Raw genomic sequence first — 23,973 nt, forward strand, 5'->3', positions numbered from 1 at the left:
ACTCAAATAGAAACGATTTTTAGTGGCTCACTTTCGTCCGGCAAGCTATGCTCAATTTAGACCGGCAAGGGTGGCTCACTTTGCTCCGAAGTTAGTGGTATACTTTGTCCGAATTTTGCAGTTAAAATGCGGCAGCTATTTTAGCCATCCTAACTTAGCATTACCCGCTAAATTAGCCTTTTCTCAATTTATTATAAGGGAGCGACTACATTCAGGTGATTTTTTGCCTAATTTTTAACTTAATACCAGCGTTTCTTTTTCTTTTTTGAAGCTATGCTCTTTCTGCCTTTTTTGTGTTTGCTACCTGTTTTTTTAGATTTATGAATTATGGGTTTAGCCTTTGGGTCTAAAGGATAGGGGTGATCTTCTTCAATGGGAATTTGTATGTTGATTAGCTCCTCTATACTTTTAACATAGGTTTTTTCGTCTGCCGAACAAAAAGAGTAAGATAAACCAGTGTGTTTTGCTCTGCCAGTCCTACCAATGCGGTGCACGTAGGTTTCTGGTATGTTTGGTAAATCGAAATTAACAACAGCATCTAATTCGTTTATATCGATCCCACGAGCTGCAACATCAGTGGCTATTAATATGTTTGTATGCCCATTTTTAAATTCGTTTAAAGCATTTTGTCTGGTTGTTTGAGATTTGTCACCGTGAATACTGCCTACTTTATAACCATTTTTAAGAAGCGTTTTTTCAAGTTTGTCTACACCAAACTTAGTGCGCCTAAAAATAAGGATGCTTCCCTTAATGTTGTTCCTTAGTAAATGCAAGCAAAGCTCTATTTTGTTTCGCTTGGGAACATAGTATAGTAATTGACTTATATTTTTAGAGGTAGAAGCGTTTGGAGAAACTTCAATGCGCTCTGGAGTGTTTAAGATGTTATTCGCTAGTTGTTCTACTTTATAGGGAATGGTCGCCGAGAAAAGTAGCGTTTGTTTATCATTGGGACAAAGACGTTCAATTTTTTTAACATCATCAATAAAGCCCATGTCCAACATTAAATCTGCTTCGTCAAGCACCAGCGTTTCAACATAATCTAAATTTACAATATCTTGTTTGTGCAAGTCTAATAGGCGCCCTGGGGTGGCAATTAAAATATCAACCCCTTTTTTTAATATGTCTTTTTGTGGTTCAATAGAAGTGCCTCCAAAAACAACCGTTGCTCTTAAATTGGTGTATGTGCTGTATTTATTAAAGTCTTCACCTATTTGAACGGCTAATTCACGTGTTGGGCTAACAACCAAGGCTTTTATTTTTTTTCCTTTCTTTGAAGCATCTTGTCTGTCAAAAAGTAGTTGCAGAATGGGTAAAGCAAAAGCAGCCGTTTTACCAGTTCCCGTTTGCGCAGAAACAATTATATCTTTTTTTTTCAGAATTAGTGGAATGGTTTTATTTTGAACTAACGTTGGATCGTTATAACCAATCTCGGTAACTGCTCTTAAGATAGGTTTATTTAGTTGTAAGTCTTTAAATGACATTCTTTTTTTGACAAAGATAGGTTATTTAGGCTAGTACTTTGCTTAATTTAATGGCATTCCAAGTATGGTCAATACGGAGTAATTTTATAGGTTTAAGTCTATAGTCTCCCAAGAAATCCCAATCAAATTCCAGATGAAGTTTAGAAAGTTCACTAATTGAAGTGACTTTCGGGTAAAATACCCATATTATTGCACTGTCCAATAATCTGGGGAACAAAGTGAGCATTTGGTTTATAAATTCTTCTTTGGTATCAACAAAAACCAATGCGCAATTAACACATGAAGTAGTTACTAAAGATTCGAAGTAATTTATACCATCAAAAGAATCGTTAAAAGCTTCCGGTTTGTTTAAAATATAAACATCGTCGTTGTCTTCTAATTCTAGTTTTATAGTTAGTAAGCTCATAAAATAAAGATACAAAAAAAACGTATTGTTAAAAAGTAAGGAAAGTATGTTTTATAATCTAATAGGGTATTGTTCTTAAAACATAGCCGTCCGAAAGTTTTTTCCAAACATTTAAAAAAAGCTCAGCATCTCTTTGTTTATAGGGCTATTCTCAGTTGGCTACCATAATTATCTCTATCGAAGAGTGTTTTATCAGGAGGTTTTTCTGCTTTTTTTACGATAGGTTTTAGCTGATTGCATAAGTAATCTATCGTTAGGTAGTGCATCAGGCATATTCTTATTTTCTCGCAGAAATTACTAAAAGCCGTTGCCCTATCACAGCAGCATCTTCTTATGAGCTCTAATAGCAGGTAACATATCAGTGCCACGTATATCTGTGATTTTACGGCATTCTCGCTAATCCCTAAGAACGTTTTAATTTGCAAGTTCTGTTTCATTGCTTTAAAGAACAGTTCGATATCCCAGCGTTTTTTATACAGATCGGCTACGGTTCGTGCAGACCAGTCCAGTTGGTTGGTAATGATCTCAATGACTTTGTTCTCATCGGGCTTGTACACGCTCACTAGGCGTAGCACTTGTTCTGATATGCCTGTTCTTTTTGCCTGTGGGGACGTTAACTTGATGGTCTGGTCCTTGAGAATGTCCTGGTCGGCACCACCGGGCAGGTCAAGCTCTTCAACTTGTTCAAATACCGTATTGGCCTTGATTCGGGTTACAAAAACATTCCCCGCCCTTATGCGTAACAACATAAGCTCAAAATCGAAGTAGGCCCTGTCCTCTACGATAATGGTATCCTTGGCATAGATATGGTCTTTAAGACCATAGCGATCATGTAATTTAGCTTCTGTGATATTGACCATATCTGGGAGCCCTAGCTGATCGTCCCAGACCGTATGGATCTTTAACCCTCCTTTAGCTGTCCGAAACTTTGCCCAATCAAACAAGCCCAAGCACAGGCTTACCGTGCTGCTGTCCACTAATTTAATGGTAAGGTGTTTTATCTCTTCGATAATATGGCTTTGATACCGCACCCTCAATATTTGTTTGTGATAGCTCAATAGCCTATAATACAAAGATTCATAAATTTTATAGGTGCGTTTCTTGTTGCCATCGCTCATAGTGGATTTTGCTGGGCTTTGCGACAAACCGATATCCGATAGAAAAGTGCCGCTAACTGATAATCCGCAACTTATGTCGGTAAGTGTGTAACATTTGTTCAGCTGTCCGAAAATCATAGCGACCAACTGGTCGTAAGTCTTGTATTTACTGCACCCCTTGTCACTTTGGTGCTTGAGGACTTGGGATTGCAATAAATGTCGTGGTATCAAGCCCAAGATTTGACCAAGTAAGGGGCGTTTTGTATTTTTGCTTCGCCTGAAGAGTCCCATAAATCGTATTTTTTTATGACAAATCTAAAATACGGGATTCTCAGGCTTTCTTAAAACTTAAACTTTCGGATAGTTGTGTTCTTAAAACAATTAGTTTATTTTTGTAGAAATGGAGAATTTGCTTAAAGACTATTTGCCGAAATTGGCATTACCACAGGTTTTAAAACTTTTAGAAAATGAGCACTTAACTGTTAAAATAAAAGCAGAACGTAAAACGCGTCACGGAGATTATAAGCGTTTGCCTAACGGGAAGCATCAAATTACGGTTAATTCAAACTTAAATGAATATCGATTTTTGATTACGTTAGTTCATGAAATAGCCCATTTTGAAGCATATAAAAATTATGGACATTTTATTAAGCCGCACGGAATTGAATGGAAACGTTGTTTTCAACATTTAATGTTGCCTTTTTTTAATCCAGGTATATTTCCATTAGAATTACTTCCTCTTTTAGCGAATCATTTTAAAAATCCGAAAGCATCTAGCGATACAGATGTTCGTTTATCGTTGGCGCTAAAACAGTTTGATGAGCCCAATGATAAAGCCTATGTTTTTGAGGTGCCTTTGGGGAGTGTTTTTAAAATATACAATGGCAGGCTATTTAAAAAAGGGCATAAGCGTGTAAAACGTTATGAATGTGTTGAAGTAAATACAGGTAAGTTGTACCTTTTTAATCCCAATGTGGAAGTTGAAATGATATAATGAACAAAATGATAGAAAGATAATTAAGAAATGAATAAAAACTATTATGCCATATTAATGGCGGGCGGTATTGGAACGAGATTTTGGCCAGTTAGTACCAAGGAATTTCCTAAGCAATTTCACGATATGTTGGGAACTGGAGAAACACTTATCCAAAGAACATTTCACCGATTGTCAAAAATAGTTCCTAAGGAGCATATTTTTATATTAACTAACGAAAGCTATAGCGATTTGGTTTGTGAACAGTTACCCGAAATCAAAAAATGTCAATTAGTTTTAGAACCTGCTATGAGAAATACGGCCCCTTGTATTTTATATGCATCGTTAAAAATTCAAAAGGAAAACCCAGATGCTCTAATGGTTGTAGCACCTAGTGATCATTGGATTGAAAACGAACAGGCATTTGTAAAGAATGTGCAGCAGGCTTTCAATTTTTGTTCAGGTAACGACGTCTTAATGACATTAGGAATTCATCCCACATTTCCTAACACGGGATATGGCTATATTGAATACGATAAAGGTGGGAAAGAAACCATAAAATTTGTTAATCAATTTAGGGAAAAGCCAGACTATAAAACAGCAAAAAGTTTTATCGATAAAGGAAATTTTTTGTGGAATGCAGGTATTTTTATGTGGAGTGTAACATCCATTATAAAAGCTTTTCAGGATAATCAACCACAATTATATGCCTTATTTGAAAGCGGGATAGAAGTGTATAATACAGATAGGGAAACTGAATTTGTAAATGAAAATTATGAGAAGTCCGAAAATATTTCGATCGATTATGCTGTTATGGAAAAATCGGATAACGTCTATGTTATTACGGCTGAATTTGATTGGAACGATCTTGGTACTTGGGGTAGCTTATATGATAAACTTCCAAAGGACGGACATAATAATGCGATATTAAATGCCAGAACCTTAGCCGAAAATGCCGAAGGGAACATTATTAGAACCAATAAAGATAAGCTTGTTGTTGTTGATGGATTGAACGATTATATTATTGTAGATAAAGATGATGTATTGCTTATATACCCAAAAAATAAGGAACAAGATATTAAGCAGATACTCCAAAGAGTAAAAAAGAAATATGGGGATGATAGCTTATAAAGGTTCTTTTTAATAAGGGTTTATACCTTCTTAACAACCAGTTTTACGGATTAGGAATTTAAAAAAATATTGTTGTATCTTTAAAATGCTAGTATATCATTAATATATGGAAGAAAATAAATTCAATTTTTCAGAAGAAGAATTAAAGAAAGAACAAACCATTGAAGCTTCAAAAGAAACAATTAAAGAAGAAGCAAAAGGATTATTTCAAAGTATTAGGAGCTTCTTAAATGATTTACTTGATTTTAGGGATGATACAGATAGGGAAGCAACAATTCAGGCTATTAAAAATGACATTTCGTTTAAAGGCGCTACAGCATGGATTTTAATTTGTTCCATATTTGTTGCTTCCGTAGGGCTCAATGCTAATTCAACAGCAGTCGTAATTGGAGCGATGTTAATTTCTCCCCTTATGGGACCTATTTTAGGCGTAGGATTATCCATCGCGATTAATGATATTGATACCCTTAAAAAGTCCTTGATAAACTTAGCAACAATGATTGTTTTAAGTTTATTAACAGCTTTTTTGTTTTTTTGGTTTTTTCCATTGAGTGATGTTACTTCCGAACTTTTAGGTAGGGTGAAACCAGACATACGTGATGTTTTAATTGCTTTTTTTGGAGGTTTGGCACTTATTATAGCACGGACTAAAAGAGGAACTATCGCATCCGTTATTTTTGGAGTAGCTATTGCTACAGCTTTAATGCCCCCTCTTTGTACAGCCGGTTATGGGTTGGCTAAGGGGAACTTAGAGTATTTTTCTGGAGCGATGTATTTATTTACCATTAATACAATTTTTATAGCTATGGCTACAATTATTGTGTTAAAGGTATTGCGATTTCCTATGCTTAAATATGTTAACTCAAAAAAGCGTCGTCGCTTAGCAAGATTGGCTACTTTACTGGCAATTGTTGTTATGATTCCGGCTGTTTGGACATTTTTAAATGTTTTAAATGAAAGCAATTTTAACAGGGATGCCAGTAGTTTTGTAAGTAACGAACTCAAGTCTTTGCCTCATGCCGATTATTTAAAACGAAATGCTAGTTATAAATATGATAGAAAAGGTAGCTCTATTATCGAGCTGAATACGTTTGGTTTAGAAGAAATACCAGAATCAACCATAGCTATTTTGCAAGACAGAATGAAGGATTACAGTGCTTTAAGTAATAGTAAGCTGGTAATTAACCAAAATCGTTCCAAGTTAAATAACTTTAGGTACATGGAAGAGTTACGTACACGCGACTCTTTAGACTTATTGTCGCAGACACAAAAAATAAACTTTTTGGAGAATAAGGTTAAGCAATTAACAAAATTAGAGAAAAACTATATAGCCTTCGATCAGTTGGCAAAAGAAGTAGAGATTAATTACGAAACTATCGAACAGATTTCTTATGCCAATGTCATAAACTCTAATTTCAAAAAAATGGATACACTGTCTGTTTTTTCGATTAAATGGGTTGATTCTTTATCTAACGAAACTGTTAGAAAAAAGGACAAGGAAAAATTAGAGAAGTGGTTGCGGTTAAAACTAGGTTTGGATACCTTAGTTGTAAAGCGAGTTAATTAAGAGACTATTTAAAATTCGTTTTTGAAATTTATTATAGGTCATTATTTTGCCAATAAAGGCTTTGAAACCGGGGTTTAGCAGGGCTAAATGAGGATTTTCATAACGAAAAGTGGTGAAAAAAGGGGCATAACAAAACCAAAAGGTGGAATTTAAACAGTCTCTAATTATTTGTTTTCTTCCAAGTACATTTTTCGAACTTTTTTAAATAAATTGGAAGAGTAAACAAAATTTGTGACAGCTTCGTTATCGGTTTTGAATATCGTTTCATTGGATCCCTCCCAAGCTTTTAACCCATCTTTTAAAAAAACTATTTTTTCACCTATTTCCATAACCGAGTTCATATCGTGGGAATTAATAACAGTGGTTATTTGGTACTCATCCGTAATTTCCTGAATAAGATTGTCTATAACAATAGCAGTTTTTGGATCGAGGCCAGAGTTGGGTTCGTCACAAAACAAATATTTGGGGTTGTTAACAATGGCTCTTGCTATAGCCACACGTTTTTGCATGCCCCCAGAAGCTTCACTGGGCATTTTGTAATGTGCATTGTCCAAGTTAACACGTTTTAAAACAAAATCGACACGATCCTGCATTTCACTTTTACTTTGTTTGGTGAACATTTGTAAAGGGAACATCACATTTTCGGCTATGGTCATGGAATCAAACAAAGCACTCCCTTGAAATACCATGCCTATTTTAGAACGTAAATTTCGTTTTTCGTCTTCTGTTAGTTGAGAGAAAATTTCACCATCGTACGAGATAGAACCTTCTTCGTAATTAAAAAGCCCTAACAGGCACTTTAGAAAAACAGTCTTTCCAGAACCACTTTGCCCGATAATAAGATTGGTTTTTCCCTTTTCAAAGGTTGTACTGATACCTTTTAAAACTTCAGCTTCACCAAACGATTTGTGTAAATTTTTAACCTCTATCATTAGCCTAACATCATTCCTGTTAATATATAATTAAGTAAAATAATAACAACACTGGTCCAAACAAAAGATGTAGTACTGGCCTTTCCAACTTCCAGTGCGCCGCCTTTCATGTAAAAACCGTGAAAGGAAGGAATGGTGGCTAGAATAAAGGCAAATACAAATGTTTTAATAAATGAATAAATAACATGAAAAGTGTCAAAGTCCGTTTGTAAACCAAGAATATAATTTTCCAGCGACGTATAACCTCCAAAAACACATGCAGCCATCCCTCCAAGAATACCTAAAAACATACCAATTGCTATAACAAATGGATATAGCATTAGGGCAATTGTTTTTGGGAAAACAAGATAGTTTAAAGAGTTAATGCCCATCACTTCTAAAGCATCTATCTGCTCCGTAACACGCATTGTTCCTATACTGGAAGTGATAAATGATCCTACTTTTCCTGCCATAATAATAGAAGTGAAAGTAGGTGCAAACTCTAAAACAATAGATTGCCTAGTGGCAAAGCCAACCAAGTACTTAGGAATAAGAGGGTTGCTAATATTTAATGCCGTTTGAATAGTGATAACGCCGCCAACAAAAAAGGAAATAAATGCAACGATGCCCAACGATCCTATTATTAAATCGTCAATATCCTTAAATATTAACTTTTTCATTACAGGCCATTTCGTTGGTTTACGAAACATCTCAGCAATCATTAAAAAATAATTGCCAATATTATATAGGTATGTCATACTTTAATTTGTTAGCGCTAAAGTAAAAAAAAAGTAACAGCTATTTTAAATTAAATTTTGATTATCATTCCCAAAAAAATGTATTTTTGGCGGCAAAACACATTATCATGTTAAAAAATATTATATCCCTGACCATTATTTTGTTTGTGGGAACCGTTTGTATAGCACAAGAAGATAAGCCGAATTTTGGAAAAAAGAAGACTGTAACAGCTCATGAAAATCCTAAGCTTATTGTAGGTATTGTGGTCGACCAAATGCGGTATGATTATTTAACCCGTTTTTATAATAGATATGGAGAGGGCGGTTTTAAGCGCATGATGAATGACGGATTTAATTGCAAGAACAATCATTATAACTATGTACCAACGTATACAGGGCCAGGACATACCTCAATATACACAGGGACAACGCCTAAATATCATGGTGTTATTGCGAATGATTGGTATGATAAAGACATTAAGGATATGGTATATTGTGCAGGTGATGCAGCTGTACAGCCTGTAGGGACCTTAGATAAAGCAGGGAAAATGTCGCCTCACAGAATGAAAACAACAACCTTTGCAGATGAAAACAGGTTATTTACACAAATGCGTGGTAAGACCATAGGAATTTCAATTAAAGATCGCGGTGCTATTTTACCAGCTGGACATACAGCAAATGCAGCATATTGGTTTCATGGGAAAAATGAAGGCCATTGGATATCAAGTACACATTATATGGACAAATTACCTAAGTGGGTAAATGATTTTAATGCGTCCAGTACTGCAAAATCGTATCTGAAAGTTTGGAATACAGTTTACGATATTAATAGTTATGTAGAAAGCGGAAGTGATTTAAATGCCTTCGAAGGCGGTTTTAAAGGCAAGAAAACGGCAACATTCCCATACGATCTTTCTAAGTTAAGCGCTCAAAATGGCGGGTTTGATATTCTTAAGTCTACACCATTTGGTAATAGTTTAACGGCAGACTTTGCCATAGCAGCAATTGATGGAGAAGCATTGGGAAAAGATGATATAACCGATGTGTTGGCCGTTAGTTTTTCTTGTACGGATTATGTAGGGCACAATTTTGGGGTTAATTCTAAAGAGATAGAAGATACCTATATACGTTTAGATAAAGATTTGGAAAGGCTATTCAATAGCTTAGATGAAAAAGTTGGTAAAAATAATTATACCGTTTTCTTAACAGCCGACCATGGAGCTGTTGATGTGCCAGCATATCTACAAAGTGTTAAAATCCCTGCGGGTTACTTAAATAATTCTAAAACCAGAAAAGTGTTCGATGCTTTTATGGTGGCGTCTTATGGAAGTAAGGATTTGGTTGAGAACATTAGTAATAATCAAATATTTTTAAATAGGGAGAAGATAAAAGCTCTAGACTTACATTTAAATGATGTTCAAGAAGCTATTGTAAACGAAGTTATTACTTATGAAAGTATTGATAAAGCATACAGTGCAACTACAATGAGCACAACATCATTTGAAATAGGGGTAGAGAGCCTTGTACAAAAAGGATTTAACCAAAAGCGGTCTGGAGATATTATTATGGTGCCAGATCCAGCCCATATTTCGTACGGGAAAACAGGTTCTTCACATGGAAGCAGTTTAAATTATGATACCCATGTACCGCTTCTGTTTTTTGGGAAGGGTATTGAGCCTGGACAAACACTACGGCGAACGGAAATTACAGATATTGCACCAACAATGTCTGCGCTGTTGGGAATAAGTTTTCCAAATGGGGCTATTGGTAAACCTTTAGAGTTTGTTTTGGAATAATAATTTGAATAAACGAACATTATATTCAATTTTAGCAGCCTTAATTTTTTTAGGGGTTTATTCCTATGAGTATTTTTTGAATGAAGGCGAAAAGGTTGCAGATGTTTCAGAGGGACAAGTTGTAAAAGCAAATACGAAAGAATATTTACTCCCTACAAGCACTACCGAGCAAGTTATTCATCATGAAGGTTATTCCTTATCGTACAGTGAACCTTATGAACAACCCGAGTGGGTAGCCTATCAACTAAAAAAGTCAGACTTGTCGAAGGCTAATTATAAACGCCCTTATTTTGAAATTGATAAAGCCGTGATAACAGGCGCGGCTCACTGGAATAACTATAAAAATTCGGGCTACGATCGAGGCCATTTATGTCCTGCAGGAGATCGTCGTTACAGTCAATCGGCATACGAAGAAACTTTTTTAACCAGTAATATCACACCACAAGAACACCGCTTTAACTCTGGGATATGGAACGACTTAGAACAGCAAGTGAGATATTGGGCATCTAAGTATAATGATGTATTTGTGGTAACAGGAGGTGTTTTAAAAGACGGTTTGGAAGTTATTGGAAAAGAACAAGTTGCTGTACCCGATTATTTTTTTAAAGTGCTTTTGGCAACTCAAAACGGGAAAACCAATATGATTGCATTTTTAATGCCCCATAAAGATTCCGATATCCCATTATATGAGTTTGTTGTGCCAGTAGATGAAATTGAAAAGCTAACTGGTATAGATTTCTTTTTTCAACTAGATGACGAATTGGAGTACAAATTAGAAACGTCAAGTAACACTACTTCTTGGGACTTTTACGAGTGACCGATTTTTTTTGTACCTGATACGATAGATAGCAACTATTTTGTTGGTTTTTTGTATCTTATTTGATCTTATTAAATTATAAATCAAATAGTTATGAAAGAAAAGGTACACGATGATTCCCCAAGTCAATGTTTTGTAAATATTAAAACCAAGATGCTTCTTTTTGTTTTAATAGTTTTAAACATGAGTTTTGTAACTGCTCAAAATGAGCATGCTAACGAAAATGCTACTGTTGATGGAGGCGTTATTAGTACTACAGATAATACAACTGTTTGCGTAGGCGATGGTATTCCAGATTTAATAAATGTCGCCGTCGAAAATGCTTCAGGACGTGTCAAACAGTGGATTATAACTGATGATGAGAATAATATTTTAAAGCTTCCAGAGGGGTCTCCATTTGATTTTGAAGATGCGCCTCCTGGAGTTTGTAGAATCTGGCATTTGTCCTATAACGGTATTAAGCCTTTAGTAGATCCATTCTGGCATAAACACGTTAAAAACCTTTCCGATATTAAAGGACGTTATAGCTTATCAAACTATATTGAGGTTACAAGACAGCAAAAACCAACTGGAGGTATGTTGGAAGGCGAGCCATTCGAATTTTGTGTAGGAGATGGTGAAGCAGATCATATACCGGAAGGCGCTATTACACTTTCTGGGAATATGGGAACCAATTCGCAATGGGTAGTAACAAATGAAGATGGATCCGAAATTCTTGGATTACCCCCCAATAGTTATACAGAAGTAAATTTTGATGGAGCTCCGGCAGGTATTTGTTTAGTGTGGCACTTAATGTATGAGGATGGACTTGTTGGTCTGGAGGTTGGTAATAACCCGGCGGATTTAATGGGCTGCTTCGATTTGTCAAATGCTGTAACGGTTATAAGAAGACATACAGAGGGTGGGACATTAACAGCGGGTGATGATAATACCTTTGAGTTTTGTGTAGGAGATGGTGAAGCCGATCATATTCCCGAAGGAGCTATTAGCTTATCGGGTAATGAAGGGACACATTCAAGTTGGGTAGTTACCAACGAAGATGGATCCGAAATTCTTGGGTTACCCCCAAACAGTTATTCTGAGGTGAATTTTGATGAGGCTCCAGCAGGTACATGTTTGGTATGGCATTTAAGTTATGAAGATGATTTAACAGGATTGGAAGTTGGTAATAATCCAGCAGATTTGATGGGCTGCTTCGATTTGTCAAATGCCGTAACAGTAATTAGAAAGCATACAGAAGGAGGAACTTTAACAGCGGGCGATGATAATACATTTGAATTTACTGTAGGAGATGGTACTGCAGATAATATTCCTGCAGATGCTATTACCTTAGAAGGGAATATAGGCACTAATTCTCAATGGGTCGTTACTAATGAAGACGGAACAATTATATTAGGCTTACCTGAGAATGATTACACAGAGGTCGATTTTGATGGGGCTGGAGCCGGAACATGTTTGGTATGGCATTTAAGTTATGAGAATGGTCTAGTGGGATTGGAGCCTCCCTCAGAAGGAGATCATTTGGTTGCCAGTCTAGAAGGGTGCTTTAGCTTGTCTAATTCTATTACCATTACAAGAACAGCAGCAGCTAGTACATCTAAATTTACGCTCTATCCAAATCCAGCAAAAGGGACTGTGAACGTAGGTTTATCCAAATTCGGTAGTAACGATATAAATCTGAAAGTATACAGCTTACAAAACACCCTGTTGTTCGATTCCCGATATAACTCAAAAATTGACAATACCTCTATAAGTGTAAGGAATTATTTAAGTGGTATTTATATTGTAAGTGTTACAGATAATAAAACAGGAAATACAGTAGTTAAGCGTTTAGTCGTAAGGTAGTTAAAAAAATATTTATTTTGAAAAGGTTCAAATTAGTTTGGACCTTTTTCTATTTATCATCCCTTGCCAACGTAATTTTCTAATAAAATCACCTTGGTCTTTGGTAACAAGAAAGTCGGGCTTTTCGCGTTTGGCTTTAAAATAGCCGTTCATATAATCCAAGAATAATTTAAAGCTATGCTTTTTGTAAGCTAACTTTAGGGCCGAAATAAGCGTAATTAAAAAACCATAGCGCATTTTGTACATGGCTTCCCCTTGCATGTGTTTAGATGCTTTATTATAACTAATTCCAGTAGGTTTTAGGTGTTTTACCTTTAAAGAGGCATCTGTTACTATTTTCCAGCCGTAATATTTTGCAAGCAGTTCATCCACGGTATCCCATCCCATTGAAGGTTTTAATTTGCCAATTTGATTAAAACAGGCCTTTCTATAGGCTTTAAGTGCACCACGAATATGGTCTTTACGGGTTAAGTTCTCTAACTCCCAAGCGTCATTTTTTTTAATATAACAAAAGCCCGATGCCATGCCTAGCATATTGTCTGAGCTAAAGTGGTTAGCCAATTGCTCCAAATAGTTATTGGGAAAGATTAAGTCGGCGTCAAACTTACAGATTACATCATAGCTGTCGTCTAAAGCCTCATAGCCCTTATAAAACGCATTTATGATTTTTGAACCCGGTAAGTGCTCGTTAGACGATTTGGAGTTTACCAAACTAATCCACGCGTGTTTTGAGGCAAACGCTTCTATAATATCTTCTGTATTGTCTGTTGAATTATCATTAACAACTATAACGCGTTTTGGCAGATGGGTTTGGTTAACCAATGAATCTAAAGTGAGTCCAATGGTATCTTGCTCGTTATGTGCTGGGATGATGATGTAGAAGTCCATGCTGTTGGTTTCAATGTTTAAAAAAGTTATGGGCTAACCTTTTCTGCATAAACAACATAATACCTTGGAGTAAACCAACGCAAAATAGGTCGAATCCCTATTTTTCTGGTTGGGTTAGTCCACTTTTGACGATCCATAATTTTCCATCCCGCTTTTTCCAATAGCCAATCGAATTGCCAATCTTCAAACTCATGATAATGTCTGTCTAACATATCCGTTTTACTTCTGTAAGCTGAGGAAAACCAAAGTTTAAGAGGTACACTTGCAACTAATTTATCAGCTTTAATAGAATTTAATACAGTAAAAGGGGATAGCAAGTGCTCAAAGATTTCGAAAGCGGTTACGACAGTAGCATCCGAGTTTGAAATGGTTGATGTATCGATATCCAAATCTTCTCCTTTAGTGTTTTCAACATGAAACCCATGCTGTTTCATGATTTCAGAAAAAGGGTTTTCTACACCTAAGTCCAGAATGGTTTCAGAGTTTGAAACATGTTTTTTTAGAAATTCTAGGGTATACTTAAAACGTTTGTTCGGAAATGTTTTTTCGTACATCTTGCATGTTCGCCTAAGCGGTTAAATTAGTATCTATAAACAATTGCATTAATGTGCATACCAGCACCAACGCTTGCAAATATAATAACATCCCCTTTTGTAAGACGATGATTTTCTAATTTATTGTTTTTTACCAAATCGAATAGGGTAGGGACCGTTGCAACCGAGCTATTACCTAATGTTTGAATGCTCATAGGCATAACACCTTCTGGGATGTCTGTTCTGTAAAGTCTGTAGAAACGTTTTAATATGGCTTCATCCATCTTTTCATTTGCCTGATGGATAAAAATCTTTTTCACATCCTTAATACTAACACCACTATTATCCAAACAGGTTTTCATGGCCTTAGGTACGTTGGTAAGCGCAAATTCATAAATTTTGCGGCCATCCATTTTTATATAGCGTGTGTCTTTACACTTGTGTGGGTTGTTTGATTTACCAAAGAATAAATAGTAAGCTTCATCATAGGTGAAACTGGCTGTCTCGTGAGCTAAAATGCCTCCTTCTTCTTCTGAAGCTTCAACAATGGTAGCACCTGCACCATCAGAGAAAATCATTGAATCTCTATCATATTTATCTACAACTCTCGAAAGTGTTTCAGATCCAATTACTAAACAGCGTTTTGCCATGCCCGATTTTATAAAGGCCTTAGCCTGGATAACACCTTCTATCCAACCAGGACACCCAAAAAGAATATCGTAGGCTATACATTTTGGGTTTTTAATTCTTAAGCTATGTTTAACCCTAGCAGATAAACTGGGTAGAATATCACTTTGTACGGTACTGTGCTTTACATCACCAAAATTATGCGCAATAATAATATAGTCTATTGTTTCTGGATCTATATTGGCATCAGCAATTGCCTTTTCAGCTGCAAAAAAAGCTAAGTCAGAAGCATTTAAATGAGGCTTGGCATACCGACGTTCAACAATACCTGTAATAGCTTTGAATTTATCTACAATAACTTCACTTGGTTGGTTTATGATAGAACCATCTGTGTTAAGGAATTGACGTTGATGGAAGTTTTCGTTTTTCTCAATGGTATCAGGGATGTAGCTTCCTGTTCCAGTAATTTTTATATTCATAAAAGAAGAATGCCTTTAATTGTGCTAATATAACAAATATAATAGCAATCTATTAAAGGCAAATTCTATCCTGTTCTATTTTACGATGTCCAAAAGCGTGTTATGCTTCGGCATATGCTTCTAAAGGAGTACAAGAGCATATTAAATTTCTGTCTCCATAGGCATCGTCCACACGCCTAACTGAAGGCCAGAACTTATTTTCTTTTACGTAATCCAACGGAAATGCAGCAGCTTCTCTTGTATATGGAAACTCCCAGTTATCAGTTGTTAGCATATCCAAGGTATGTGGTGCATTCTTCAAGACATTATTAGTGTTTTCTTTTGAAGCGTTGTCTATTTCTTCCTTAATGGATATCATGGCATCACAAAAGCGGTCTATTTCAGCTTTACTTTCACTTTCTGTAGGCTCGATCATTAAGGTGCCGGCTACCGGGAAAGAAACTGTAGGTGCATGGAATCCATAATCCATTAAGCGTTTTGCTATATCTGTTACTTCAATGCCATTCGCTTTAAATGGTCTGCAATCTATAATCATTTCATGTGCAGCGCGACCACGTTCACCTGAGTACAATGTGTCAAAGCTACCTTGTAAACGTTGTTTTATATAATTGGCATTTAAAATAGCGATCTTGGTAGATTGCGTTAAACCTTCAGCACCTAACATTTTTATATACCCGTAAGAGATTAAACAGGCAAGTGCAGAACCAAATGGCGCAGCAGAAATAGCTGTAATAGCTTTTTCTCCTCCTGTTTTAACTAGTGGATTGCCTGGAAGGAATGGAACTAATTGCTTTGCAACACAAATAGGACCAACACCAGGACCTCCACCTCCATGTGGTATAGCAAAGGTCTTATGTAAATTTAAATGGCATACATCTGCTCCAATATTTCCTGGGTTTGTTAAACCTACTTGAGCATTCATGTTTGCACCATCCATATATACTTGTCCACCATTATCATGAATTATTTTTGTAATTTCTTTAATGGCGGATTCGTAAACACCGTGTGTAGATGGATAGGTTACCATTAGGCATGCAAGGTTGTCTTTGTGGGCTATTGCCTTTTCACGCAAATCGTCCACATCAATATTTCCTTCTGAAGTCGATTTTGTTACGACAACTTTCATGCCTGCCATAACAGCACTTGCAGGATTCGTTCCGTGAGCCGATGATGGTATTAAACAAATATTTCTATGGTTATCGCCACGGGATTCATGGTATGCTTTAATAACCATAAGTCCTGCAAATTCACCTTGCGCACCCGAGTTAGGTTGTAACGAAGTAGCAGCGAAACCAGTTATTTCGGTTAATTGATCTTCTAGTTCCTTTAAAGCTGTTAAATACCCTTTGGCTTGTTTAAGCGGTGCGAATGGGTGGATGTTTCCCCATTTAAACCAACTTAAAGGTAACATTTCCGAAGCAGCGTTCAATTTCATTGTACACGAACCCAAAGAAATCATCGAATGGTTTAAGGATAAATCCTTGCGTTCAAGTTTTTTGATATAACGCATCAATTCGGTTTCAGAATGGTAGGTGTTAAAAACAGGCTCCGTTAAGAATTTTGAAGTTCTTTGCAACGCTTCTGAAATGTTGTTAGTTTCAAGAATTGACGAGATAATAATTGTTTCTTTATTTGCGGCTTCAGCAAAAATGGATATCAAATAGTTAATGTCCCTAATAGAAGTAGTTTCGTTAATTGAAATAGTAACCGTTTCTTTATCGGGATAATGTAGGTTTACTTTCTTCTCTTTGGCAACAGCTTTTATTTTTTTAGCTTTAGTCTTAATTTGTAACGTATCGAAATACGAGGTATTAGTTTGCGCATAGCCTAATTGTTCTAAGGCTTTGGCTAATGTTGCCGTTTTATTATGGACTTTATTAGCAATGAATTTTAATCCTTTAGGACCATGATACACGGCATACATCCCTGCCATAACGGCTAAAAGTACCTGTGCAGTACAAATATTAGAAGTCGCTTTGTCTCGTTTTATATGCTGCTCACGTGTTTGCAAAGCCATTCGTAAGGCTCTGTTGCCGTTGGCATCTTTGGTCACACCAATGATACGACCAGGGATATCGCGCTTGTATGCTTCTTTAGTAGCAAAGAAAGCAGCGTGTGGCCCGCCATAGCCCATTGGAATACCAAATCGTTGTGTGGTTCCTACAACAACGTCTGCACCAAATTGGCCAGGAGCTTCTAACTTTACTAAACTTAAAATATCGGCAGCTACAGCTACTTTTATTTGTGCTTCTTTTGCTTTACCAATAAATGATTTTATATCGCTTATTTGTCCGTCTTTTCCAGGGTATTGTAGAATGGCACCAAAAAAGTCGGATGAGAATTCAAATGTTTCTTCATTGCCAACAACAAGTTCTATACCAATTGGGGTAGCTCTTGTTTGTAGTAAAGAAAGGGTTTGGGGTAATATGTTTTCTGAAACAAAAAACTTATTAATGTTGGCTTTCTTTTGCTGACGTTCGCGAACAGCAAATAACAGGCTCATGGCTTCTGCCGCCGCAGTACTTTCATCAAGAAGCGAAGCGTTTGCTAATTCCATTCCGGTAAGGTCGATTACCATGGTTTGGAAATTTAAAAGAGCTTCCAGTCTGCCTTGTGCTATTTCGGCTTGGTATGGTGTATAGGCGGTATACCAACCTGGGTTTTCAAGAATGTTTCGTTGAATGACCGCAGGTAATATCGTTGGGTGATAACCTAAACCAATATACGTTTTATAAGCTTTATTTTTTTTAGATAACTCATGAATATGAAGTAAATACTCATGTTCTGTCATTGGATCATCTAGGTTCAATCCGTTTTTTAAGCGAATGTCATCAGGGATGGTTTCGTAAATTAACTGATCTAATGAGTCAACTCCTATGGTTTCTAACATAAGGTTTTGGTCTTCTTCACTGGGACCAATATGACGTAATGCAAAAGCGTTTGTATTCATTGCAAGTTTAGTTTTAACTAGTCGGCAAAATTACATAATTATTAATGTATTTTAATGTGTAAATGTGAAACTTTTTAACCATTTTAAGAGCTTATTAACACTTTGCTTATTTTTGTGGTATGAAGGTGATTAGGGAACTTTTTAATTTCTATATTAATAGTAGTATTCATGTTGCTCTGTCTGTGTATTCATTGGCTTGGATTACTTTGATTACTTACGGTGTGCCTTACGACGAAAATGTATTGTACTTTATATTTTACGCTTCAATTACTGGCTACAATTTTGTAAAGTATTTTGGAGTTGCAAAGTTTCATCATAGGCGTTTGGCCAATTGGTTAAAATGGATTCAAATATTTTCGTTTTTTAGTTTTCTTTTCATGTGTTATTATGCCTTAAGATTACAAACAATTACATTATTGTATATAGGTGGTTTTGGGTTGATAACTTTTTTATATGCCATACCATTCTTGCCAAAACGTTTTTTTTTAGATAGTAAACAGAATTTACGAAGTATTGGCGGGTTAAAAGTTTATTTAATTGCTTTGGTATGGGCAGGGGTAACCGTTCTTTTACCATTAATAAATAATGGCCAGGGTATTAATATGGATATTGTGTTAACTGCAGTGCAGCGTTTTGTTTTTATTGTCGCTTTAATGCTACCTTTTGAAATTAGGGATTTACAGTACGATAGTATAAAGCTAGCTACAATTCCTCAAAAAATAGGAGTACAGCAGACAAAATTATTGGGAAGTATGCTATTGTTGGTTTTCGTTTGGTTGGAATTTTTTAAAGAGCAAACAGGAAGAACTAGTATGATGGCTTTTTTAATAATTGCCTTTTTAACGATGCTCTTTTTGATTTTTTCAAGAGTAAATCAATCTAAGTTTTATAGTTCGTTTTGGGTTGAGGGCATTCCTATTTTGTGGTTAATATTAGAACTATTATTGTCTTAGTGCTGGATTTCCTGTAAAGCTTTTTCAAATTCTTGCTTCATGGATTCTTTGCATTTTTTGTCCATGCATTTTACTTCAGATTCGTTAATGGCTTGCGTGAGTTTAGCATTGTTTTTTGAGTATTTTCTACACGCTTTACAATACAGAAGGTGAAAGTTTAGTTTTATTTTTTCCCAAAAAGAAGATTCGTTGTATTGGGTTTTATCACAAACATGATTAGCTTCTTTACAAGGAATCAAGACCTTAATTTTTTTACTCATAATTAAAACCAATTTTCTTTTAAGCAATCTGCCATAGCTGTACGTGCTCTGTGAATGATTACCCAAAGGTTAGACGCCGTAATATTTAATTCATTACAAATTACTTCAGTTTCAAGGCCTTGTATGGTTTTCATTTTAAAAACATCGGCTTGTTTTTTAGGTAATTTACCCAAACATTTATGTATGGCTTCTCCAAGTTCGTTATTCTGTAAAATGTCTTCGGCTGTTTTGTCGTAAGGATCGGCGACGCGTTCTTCTAACCAGTCACCTTCACTTTCAGAATCATTGTTGTAACCAATACGTACTTCTGCTTTTCCTTTGTTTGAATTTATTTTACGGTAATAATCAATAATTTTTCGTTTTAAAATAGAGATTAACCAGGTGCGTTCACTGGATTCTCCTTTAAAATTCTTCATCGATTTTAGGGCGGCTAAAAAAGTGTCTTGTACCAAGTCCTGAGCAACCATTTTGTCACTAACTCTAGAAATTGTGTAGTTGTACAAATAATCGGAATACAAATCAATCCAATTATTAGGGTTAATTAGGTTGTTGGACATAACAAGCTTTTTGAATTCCAAAAATAGGACAAAAAAATGAATATGTTTAATTCTTTATCAACCCAGACCGTTTTAACAAGGCTTCAGGTTTTGGTTCCTGCCCCCTAAAGCGTTTATAAAGTGTCATAGGGTCTTCGGTACCTCCTTTGCTTAAAACATTTTCCTTGAATTTATTGGCAGCCTCTTTATTGAAAATTCCTAGCTCTTTAAAATATTCAAAAGCATCAGCATCCAAAACTTCGGCCCATTTATAACTGTAATAGCCAGACGAATAACCACCTTGAAAGATATGTGAGAAAGCTGTACTCATACAGTTTTCTTTTACTTCCGGGTATAAAGAGGTGTCTTTAAAAGCTTTGGCTTCGTGGTTTTTTACATCTGTCATATGGGTAGGGTCTTGTCCGTGCCAACTCATGTCCAATAACCCAAAACTTAATTGGCGTAAGGTTTGCATACCTTCATGAAATGTTGCCGATGCCTTTATTTTTTCAATAAGTTCCATAGGAAGTATTTCTCCTGTCTCATAATGTTTAGCAAAAAGTTCCAAAGCTTCCTTTTCGTAACACCAATTTTCCATAACTTGGCTAGGTAGTTCTACAAAGTCCCAAAATACACTGGTGCCGGATAGGCTAGGATATGTGGTGTTGGCCAACATGCCATGAAGCGCATGTCCAAATTCATGAAATAGGGTAGTGACTTCGTTAAAGGTTAAGAGAGATGGTTTTGTTTTTGTTGGTTTCGTGAAGTTGCAAACTATAGAGACATGGGGTCTTTCGTTAATACCATCTTTAATATATTGTGGTTTATAAGATGTCATCCAAGCACCGTTGCGTTTACCTGGTCTTGGAAAAAAATCGGCATAGAAAATGGAAATCAAGTTCCCTTCTTTATCCGTTACTTTATAAGTTAGAACATCTTCATGGTATTTATCTATAGTATTTATTTCTTCAAAATACAGATCAAATAATTTGTTTGCAACGGTAAATGCCCCTTTAATAACATTTTCTAATTTGAAATATGGTTTTAGGAGTTCGTCATCTAAACTAAAAAGTTTTTGTTTTAATTTTTCCGAGTAATAGGAAGCATCCCATTTTTCCAATCTGTCTATATTGTCTAGCTCTTTGGCAAATTTCTCTAAGTTTTTAAATTCTTTTGTTGCCGCAGGCTTTGCTTTTTCGAGCAATTCGGTTAAAAACTCTTGAACCTTTTCGGGTGTTTTGGCCATGCGTTCTTCTAAAACAAAGTGTGCATGTGTTTTATAACCTAAAAGATTAGCACGCTCATGTCTTAGCTTTACTATCTGAAGTATGTTTGCTTGATTGTCTAAGGCATCATTTTTAAAGCCTTTACTTCCGGCAGCTAATGTTAGTTGCTTTCTAAGGTCACGATTGTCTGCATAGGTGACAAATGGAATATAGCTTGGATAATCTAAAGTAAAACCCCAACCGTTTTTATTTTTGGATTCGGCGAGTTGCTTAGCAGCTTCTATAGCACCTGCTGGAAGCCCTGAGAGATCTTTTTCGTTTGTGATTAGCATTTCAAATTTATTGGTTTCTGCTAATACGTTTTCTCCAAACTTTAATTTAAGAGTGCTGAGCTTTTTGTCAATATCCCTAAGTTTTTGTTTTTTATCTTCTGGTAAATTGGCACCATTACGAGAAAAACTTTTATACTTTTTATCAAGTAGTGTTTGTTGTTCGGTAGTCAGATTTAAAGATTCCTTTTGTAAGTATACAGCTTTTACACGCCTAAACAGTGCTTCGTTAAGTGTAATATCGTTACTGAATTCTGATAAAAGGGGTGATACTTCTTGTGCGATTTTTTGAATGGTATCATTAGTTTCAGCAGAATTTAAATTAAAAAAGATATTTGATATTCTATCCAATTGCTCTCCGGAAAAGTCTAAAGCTACAATAGTGTTCTCAAATGTAGGTGTATCTGGATGATTTATAATGGTATCTATTTCAGATTTAGCATTTGAAATGGCTTCCTTAAAAGCAGGGATAAAATCGGAGTCCTTAATTTTTGAAAAAGGAGCGGTATTATATGGAGTGTTAAAGGATTCTAGTAAATAGTTTTTCGTCATTTTAAGAAGGGGATAAAAATTACAGTTATTACTATGCGCGCATAATATATTTTTTATATATTTGCCAAGTAAAATTTATAAGGTGACTAACTTATAATAATTCGGTTTTATATTTGATGGGCCCCGAAGATTGTTCGGGGCTTTTTTATTTTAAGTCTTTGGCCGATTCGTGTACTTTTTGCTTCAGTTCTTCTTTGTAAGCTATGAGTTTATTTAAAACATCTACATTATGAGAACCAATTATTTGAGCGGCTAAAATACCTGCATTTTTAGCGCCATTAAGAGCTACAGTGGCAACAGGAACACCGCCTGGCATTTGGAGAATGGAAAGAACAGAGTCCCAACCATCTATAGAATTACTACTTTTTACAGGAACTCCAATTACCGGTAGAGGAGATAATGAAGCTATCATTCCTGGTAAATGGGCAGCACCACCAGCACCGGCAATAATTACAGAGAATCCTCTAGTATGTGCGTTTTGTCCATAATCAAATAGTTTTTCCGGGGTTCTATGTGCAGATACAATATCCACTTCAACCTCTATATGGAAACTGTTTAAGATGTCTATGGCATCTTGCATAACAGGAAGGTCACTTTTACTTCCCATAATTATTCCAACTTTACTCATACAAATTATATTTTGTCAGGTCGAGCGCAGTCGAGACCTAAATTCAAAAATAAGAATATGTAAACAGCTCCCTCGACTGCGCTCGGGGAGACGTTATTCACTTATTACCTTAATGGTATTTTTTACTTCTTCTGCAATCCGTCGGGCTTCGCTTAAATCTGCATTTACAATGGTAACATGTCCCATTTTACGAAACGGTCTGGTCTGTTTTTTTCCATAAATATGTGGTGTAACACCTTCCATTTTTAAAATGGCTTCAATATTTTGATAAACAACATTACCCGTATACCCTTCAGCACCTACTAAATTTACCATCACACCACCTAGTTTACTAGCTGTTCGTCCTAAAGGTAAACCTAAGATTGCTCGGAGGTGTTGCTCAAATTGCGATGTGTAGCTGGATTCAATAGTGTGATGCCCTGAATTATGAGGTCTTGGAGCTACTTCATTTATTAGAATAGCATCGTCTTTGGTTTGGAACATTTCTACAGCCAAAAGCCCCACATGGTTAAAAGCTTTTGAGGTTTCTAAAGCAACTTGTTCAGCTTTTTTTGCCACAGTTTCTGGAATTCTAGCTGGACAAATTACATATTCCACCTGATTAGCCTCTGGATGGAATTCCATTTCTACAACAGGGAAGGTTGTTGTTTCCCCAGATGCACTACGGGCAACTATTACAGATAATTCATTTTTAAAAGGCACCAACGTTTCAGCAATACATTCTACATTTGGTAAACCATCTAGATCGTCAATTGTTTTTACAATTTTAACACCAGTGCCATCATATCCAAACTGTGCCGATTTCCAAACAAAAGGTAGTTTTAATCCACCATTATCTATAGCGTCTTTAATTTCTGATGTGTAAGCAAAACGTGAGAATGGCGCTGTTGGTAGATTGTTATCAGTGTAAAATAATTTTTGTTTTGCTTTGTTTTGAATGGTACGGAGTGTTTTGGATCCGGGGTGTACCTTTATCCCTTCTTTTTCGAGAGCTTCCAAGGCATCAACATTGACGTTTTCAATTTCTATGGTAAGCACATCAACGTGTTTCCCAAAATTGTAAACCGTATTGTAATCCATTAAATCACCTAAATGGAACTCATTGCTGGCAATTTTACAGGGTGCATCGTTGCTAGCATCTAAAACACTGGTATATATATCAAATTTTCTGGTATCGTTAAGCAGCATTTTTCCTAACTGGCCGCCACCAAGAATACCAAGTTTAAAATTTGAAGAAAAATAATTCATTCT

Annotated in this window: 21 protein-coding genes; 7 read left to right on the forward strand and 14 right to left on the reverse strand. The window is 35.9% G+C overall.

Annotated features, from left to right (window positions below; translation table 11 throughout):
- Positions 1-239: 239 nt before the first annotated feature.
- The 3 genes from JF259_RS01800 to JF259_RS01810 form a co-directional block, all read right to left on the reverse strand.
- On the reverse strand, positions 240-1,481 hold the full coding sequence (locus JF259_RS01800) for a DEAD/DEAH box helicase (RefSeq protein ID WP_199112642.1): 1,242 nt from the start codon (positions 1,479-1,481) through the stop codon (positions 240-242).
- Between the two features lie 25 nt (positions 1,482-1,506).
- Positions 1,507-1,887 carry a hypothetical protein gene (locus tag JF259_RS01805; RefSeq protein WP_199112644.1) on the reverse strand — a complete coding sequence of 127 codons (381 nt, stop codon included), beginning with the start codon at positions 1,885-1,887 and terminating at the stop codon, positions 1,507-1,509.
- A 137-nt stretch (positions 1,888-2,024) separates the two neighbouring features.
- On the reverse strand, positions 2,025-3,275 hold the full coding sequence (locus tag JF259_RS01810) for an IS4 family transposase (protein ID WP_199112646.1): 1,251 nt from the start codon (positions 3,273-3,275) through the stop codon (positions 2,025-2,027).
- Positions 3,276-3,384: 109 nt separating this feature from the next.
- On the opposite strand from JF259_RS01810, the gene JF259_RS01815 reads away from it, so the two are divergent.
- From JF259_RS01815 to JF259_RS01825, 3 genes are all read left to right on the forward strand, one after another.
- The gene (locus tag JF259_RS01815) at positions 3,385-3,978 is read left to right on the forward strand and encodes a SprT-like domain-containing protein (RefSeq protein WP_199112648.1); all 594 of its coding nucleotides are present in this window, start codon (positions 3,385-3,387) and stop codon (positions 3,976-3,978) included.
- A gap of 30 nt (positions 3,979-4,008) precedes the next feature.
- A complete protein-coding gene (locus tag JF259_RS01820; protein ID WP_199112650.1) occupies positions 4,009-5,088 on the forward strand; it encodes a mannose-1-phosphate guanylyltransferase in 1,080 nt (359 codons plus the stop codon).
- Positions 5,089-5,194: 106 nt separating this feature from the next.
- Entirely contained in the window at positions 5,195-6,655 is a 1,461-nt protein-coding gene (locus tag JF259_RS01825) for a DUF389 domain-containing protein (protein ID WP_199112652.1), read from the forward strand.
- A gap of 164 nt (positions 6,656-6,819) precedes the next feature.
- On the opposite strand, the gene JF259_RS01830 is transcribed toward JF259_RS01825, so the two are convergent.
- The gene (locus JF259_RS01830) at positions 6,820-7,587 is read right to left on the reverse strand and encodes an ABC transporter ATP-binding protein (RefSeq protein WP_199112660.1); all 768 of its coding nucleotides are present in this window, start codon (positions 7,585-7,587) and stop codon (positions 6,820-6,822) included.
- A complete protein-coding gene (locus tag JF259_RS01835) occupies positions 7,587-8,324 on the reverse strand; it encodes an MlaE family ABC transporter permease (RefSeq protein ID WP_199112662.1) in 738 nt (245 codons plus the stop codon). The genes JF259_RS01830 and JF259_RS01835 overlap by 1 nt, the downstream gene beginning before the upstream one ends.
- 107 nt (positions 8,325-8,431) lie before the next feature.
- Between JF259_RS01835 and pafA the strand changes: the two genes are divergently transcribed.
- The 3 genes from pafA (at position 8,432) to JF259_RS01850 (ending at position 12,761) form a co-directional block, all read left to right on the forward strand.
- Positions 8,432-10,099 carry an alkaline phosphatase PafA gene (gene pafA, locus JF259_RS01840; RefSeq protein WP_199112664.1) on the forward strand — a complete coding sequence of 556 codons (1,668 nt, stop codon included), beginning with the start codon at positions 8,432-8,434 and terminating at the stop codon, positions 10,097-10,099.
- Between the two features lie 4 nt (positions 10,100-10,103).
- Positions 10,104-10,916 (forward strand): DNA/RNA non-specific endonuclease, encoded by an 813-nt coding sequence (locus tag JF259_RS01845; RefSeq protein WP_199112666.1) that lies wholly within the window; start codon positions 10,104-10,106, stop codon positions 10,914-10,916.
- Between the two features lie 93 nt (positions 10,917-11,009).
- Entirely contained in the window at positions 11,010-12,761 is a 1,752-nt protein-coding gene (locus JF259_RS01850) for a T9SS type A sorting domain-containing protein (RefSeq protein WP_199112668.1), read from the forward strand.
- Positions 12,762-12,788: 27 nt separating this feature from the next.
- Here the strand turns inward: JF259_RS01850 and JF259_RS01855 are convergent, their stop codons facing one another.
- The 4 genes from JF259_RS01855 to gcvP all read right to left on the reverse strand — a co-directional run bounded on the left by JF259_RS01855 (position 12,789) and on the right by gcvP (position 18,238).
- Entirely contained in the window at positions 12,789-13,649 is an 861-nt protein-coding gene (locus tag JF259_RS01855; protein WP_199112670.1) for a glycosyltransferase, read from the reverse strand.
- Between the two features lie 26 nt (positions 13,650-13,675).
- Complete coding sequence (locus JF259_RS01860; RefSeq protein ID WP_199112672.1) at positions 13,676-14,203, reverse strand: methyltransferase domain-containing protein; 528 nt, start codon at positions 14,201-14,203, stop codon at positions 13,676-13,678.
- 26 nt (positions 14,204-14,229) lie between these two features.
- On the reverse strand, positions 14,230-15,288 hold the full coding sequence (locus JF259_RS01865; protein ID WP_199112674.1) for a 3-oxoacyl-ACP synthase III family protein: 1,059 nt from the start codon (positions 15,286-15,288) through the stop codon (positions 14,230-14,232).
- A gap of 100 nt (positions 15,289-15,388) precedes the next feature.
- Positions 15,389-18,238: an aminomethyl-transferring glycine dehydrogenase gene (gene gcvP / locus JF259_RS01870; RefSeq protein ID WP_199112676.1), complete on the reverse strand. Its 2,850-nt coding sequence runs from the start codon at positions 18,236-18,238 to the stop codon at positions 15,389-15,391.
- A gap of 119 nt (positions 18,239-18,357) precedes the next feature.
- Here gcvP and JF259_RS01875 point away from each other — a divergent pair, with 119 nt between their 5' ends.
- Positions 18,358-19,191, forward strand: coding sequence for a UbiA prenyltransferase family protein (locus JF259_RS01875; protein WP_199112678.1), 834 nt, complete (start codon positions 18,358-18,360; stop codon positions 19,189-19,191).
- Here the strand turns inward: JF259_RS01875 and JF259_RS01880 are convergent.
- The 5 genes from JF259_RS01880 to JF259_RS01900 all read right to left on the reverse strand — a co-directional run bounded on the left by JF259_RS01880 (position 19,188) and on the right by JF259_RS01900 (position 23,970).
- The gene (locus tag JF259_RS01880) at positions 19,188-19,451 is read right to left on the reverse strand and encodes a hypothetical protein (protein WP_233164061.1); all 264 of its coding nucleotides are present in this window, start codon (positions 19,449-19,451) and stop codon (positions 19,188-19,190) included. The two genes, JF259_RS01875 and JF259_RS01880, sit on opposite strands and share 4 nt — an antisense overlap.
- 2 nt (positions 19,452-19,453) lie before the next feature.
- Complete coding sequence (locus JF259_RS01885) at positions 19,454-20,008, reverse strand: sigma-70 family RNA polymerase sigma factor (RefSeq protein ID WP_199112682.1); 555 nt, start codon at positions 20,006-20,008, stop codon at positions 19,454-19,456.
- Positions 20,009-20,054: 46 nt separating this feature from the next.
- Positions 20,055-22,094 carry a M3 family metallopeptidase gene (locus tag JF259_RS01890; RefSeq protein WP_199112684.1) on the reverse strand — a complete coding sequence of 680 codons (2,040 nt, stop codon included), beginning with the start codon at positions 22,092-22,094 and terminating at the stop codon, positions 20,055-20,057.
- Between the two features lie 145 nt (positions 22,095-22,239).
- Positions 22,240-22,722, reverse strand: coding sequence for a 5-(carboxyamino)imidazole ribonucleotide mutase (gene purE / locus JF259_RS01895; RefSeq protein WP_199112686.1), 483 nt, complete (start codon positions 22,720-22,722; stop codon positions 22,240-22,242).
- Between the two features lie 93 nt (positions 22,723-22,815).
- On the reverse strand, positions 22,816-23,970 hold the full coding sequence (locus tag JF259_RS01900) for a 5-(carboxyamino)imidazole ribonucleotide synthase (protein WP_199112688.1): 1,155 nt from the start codon (positions 23,968-23,970) through the stop codon (positions 22,816-22,818).
- Between the last annotated feature and the right edge of the window lie 3 nt (positions 23,971-23,973).

Origin of the sequence: Snuella sedimenti (assembly GCF_016428595.1) — a bacterium.
Lineage (GTDB): Bacteria > Bacteroidota > Bacteroidia > Flavobacteriales > Flavobacteriaceae > Snuella > Snuella sedimenti.

Coding starts and splice junctions, on each gene's coding strand:
- JF259_RS01825 (WP_199112652.1), top strand. CDS start 5,195: ATGGAAGAAAATAAATTCAATTTTTCAGAAGAAGAATTAAAGAAAGAA.
- JF259_RS01830 (WP_199112660.1), bottom strand. CDS start 7,587: ATGATAGAGGTTAAAAATTTACACAAATCGTTTGGTGAAGCTGAAGTT.
- JF259_RS01890 (WP_199112684.1), bottom strand. CDS start 22,094: ATGACGAAAAACTATTTACTAGAATCCTTTAACACTCCATATAATACC.
- JF259_RS01880 (WP_233164061.1), bottom strand. CDS start 19,451: ATGAGTAAAAAAATTAAGGTCTTGATTCCTTGTAAAGAAGCTAATCAT.
- JF259_RS01835 (WP_199112662.1), bottom strand. CDS start 8,324: ATGACATACCTATATAATATTGGCAATTATTTTTTAATGATTGCTGAG.
- JF259_RS01885 (WP_199112682.1), bottom strand. CDS start 20,008: ATGTCCAACAACCTAATTAACCCTAATAATTGGATTGATTTGTATTCC.
- JF259_RS01860 (WP_199112672.1), bottom strand. CDS start 14,203: ATGTACGAAAAAACATTTCCGAACAAACGTTTTAAGTATACCCTAGAA.
- JF259_RS01800 (WP_199112642.1), bottom strand. CDS start 1,481: ATGTCATTTAAAGACTTACAACTAAATAAACCTATCTTAAGAGCAGTT.
- gcvP (WP_199112676.1), bottom strand. CDS start 18,238: ATGAATACAAACGCTTTTGCATTACGTCATATTGGTCCCAGTGAAGAA.
- pafA (WP_199112664.1), top strand. CDS start 8,432: ATGTTAAAAAATATTATATCCCTGACCATTATTTTGTTTGTGGGAACC.
- JF259_RS01865 (WP_199112674.1), bottom strand. CDS start 15,288: ATGAATATAAAAATTACTGGAACAGGAAGCTACATCCCTGATACCATT.
- JF259_RS01875 (WP_199112678.1), top strand. CDS start 18,358: ATGAAGGTGATTAGGGAACTTTTTAATTTCTATATTAATAGTAGTATT.
- JF259_RS01815 (WP_199112648.1), top strand. CDS start 3,385: ATGGAGAATTTGCTTAAAGACTATTTGCCGAAATTGGCATTACCACAG.
- JF259_RS01805 (WP_199112644.1), bottom strand. CDS start 1,887: ATGAGCTTACTAACTATAAAACTAGAATTAGAAGACAACGACGATGTT.
- JF259_RS01900 (WP_199112688.1), bottom strand. CDS start 23,970: ATGAATTATTTTTCTTCAAATTTTAAACTTGGTATTCTTGGTGGCGGC.
- JF259_RS01810 (WP_199112646.1), bottom strand. CDS start 3,275: ATGGGACTCTTCAGGCGAAGCAAAAATACAAAACGCCCCTTACTTGGT.
- purE (WP_199112686.1), bottom strand. CDS start 22,722: ATGAGTAAAGTTGGAATAATTATGGGAAGTAAAAGTGACCTTCCTGTT.
- JF259_RS01850 (WP_199112668.1), top strand. CDS start 11,010: ATGAAAGAAAAGGTACACGATGATTCCCCAAGTCAATGTTTTGTAAAT.
- JF259_RS01855 (WP_199112670.1), bottom strand. CDS start 13,649: ATGGACTTCTACATCATCATCCCAGCACATAACGAGCAAGATACCATT.
- JF259_RS01820 (WP_199112650.1), top strand. CDS start 4,009: ATGAATAAAAACTATTATGCCATATTAATGGCGGGCGGTATTGGAACG.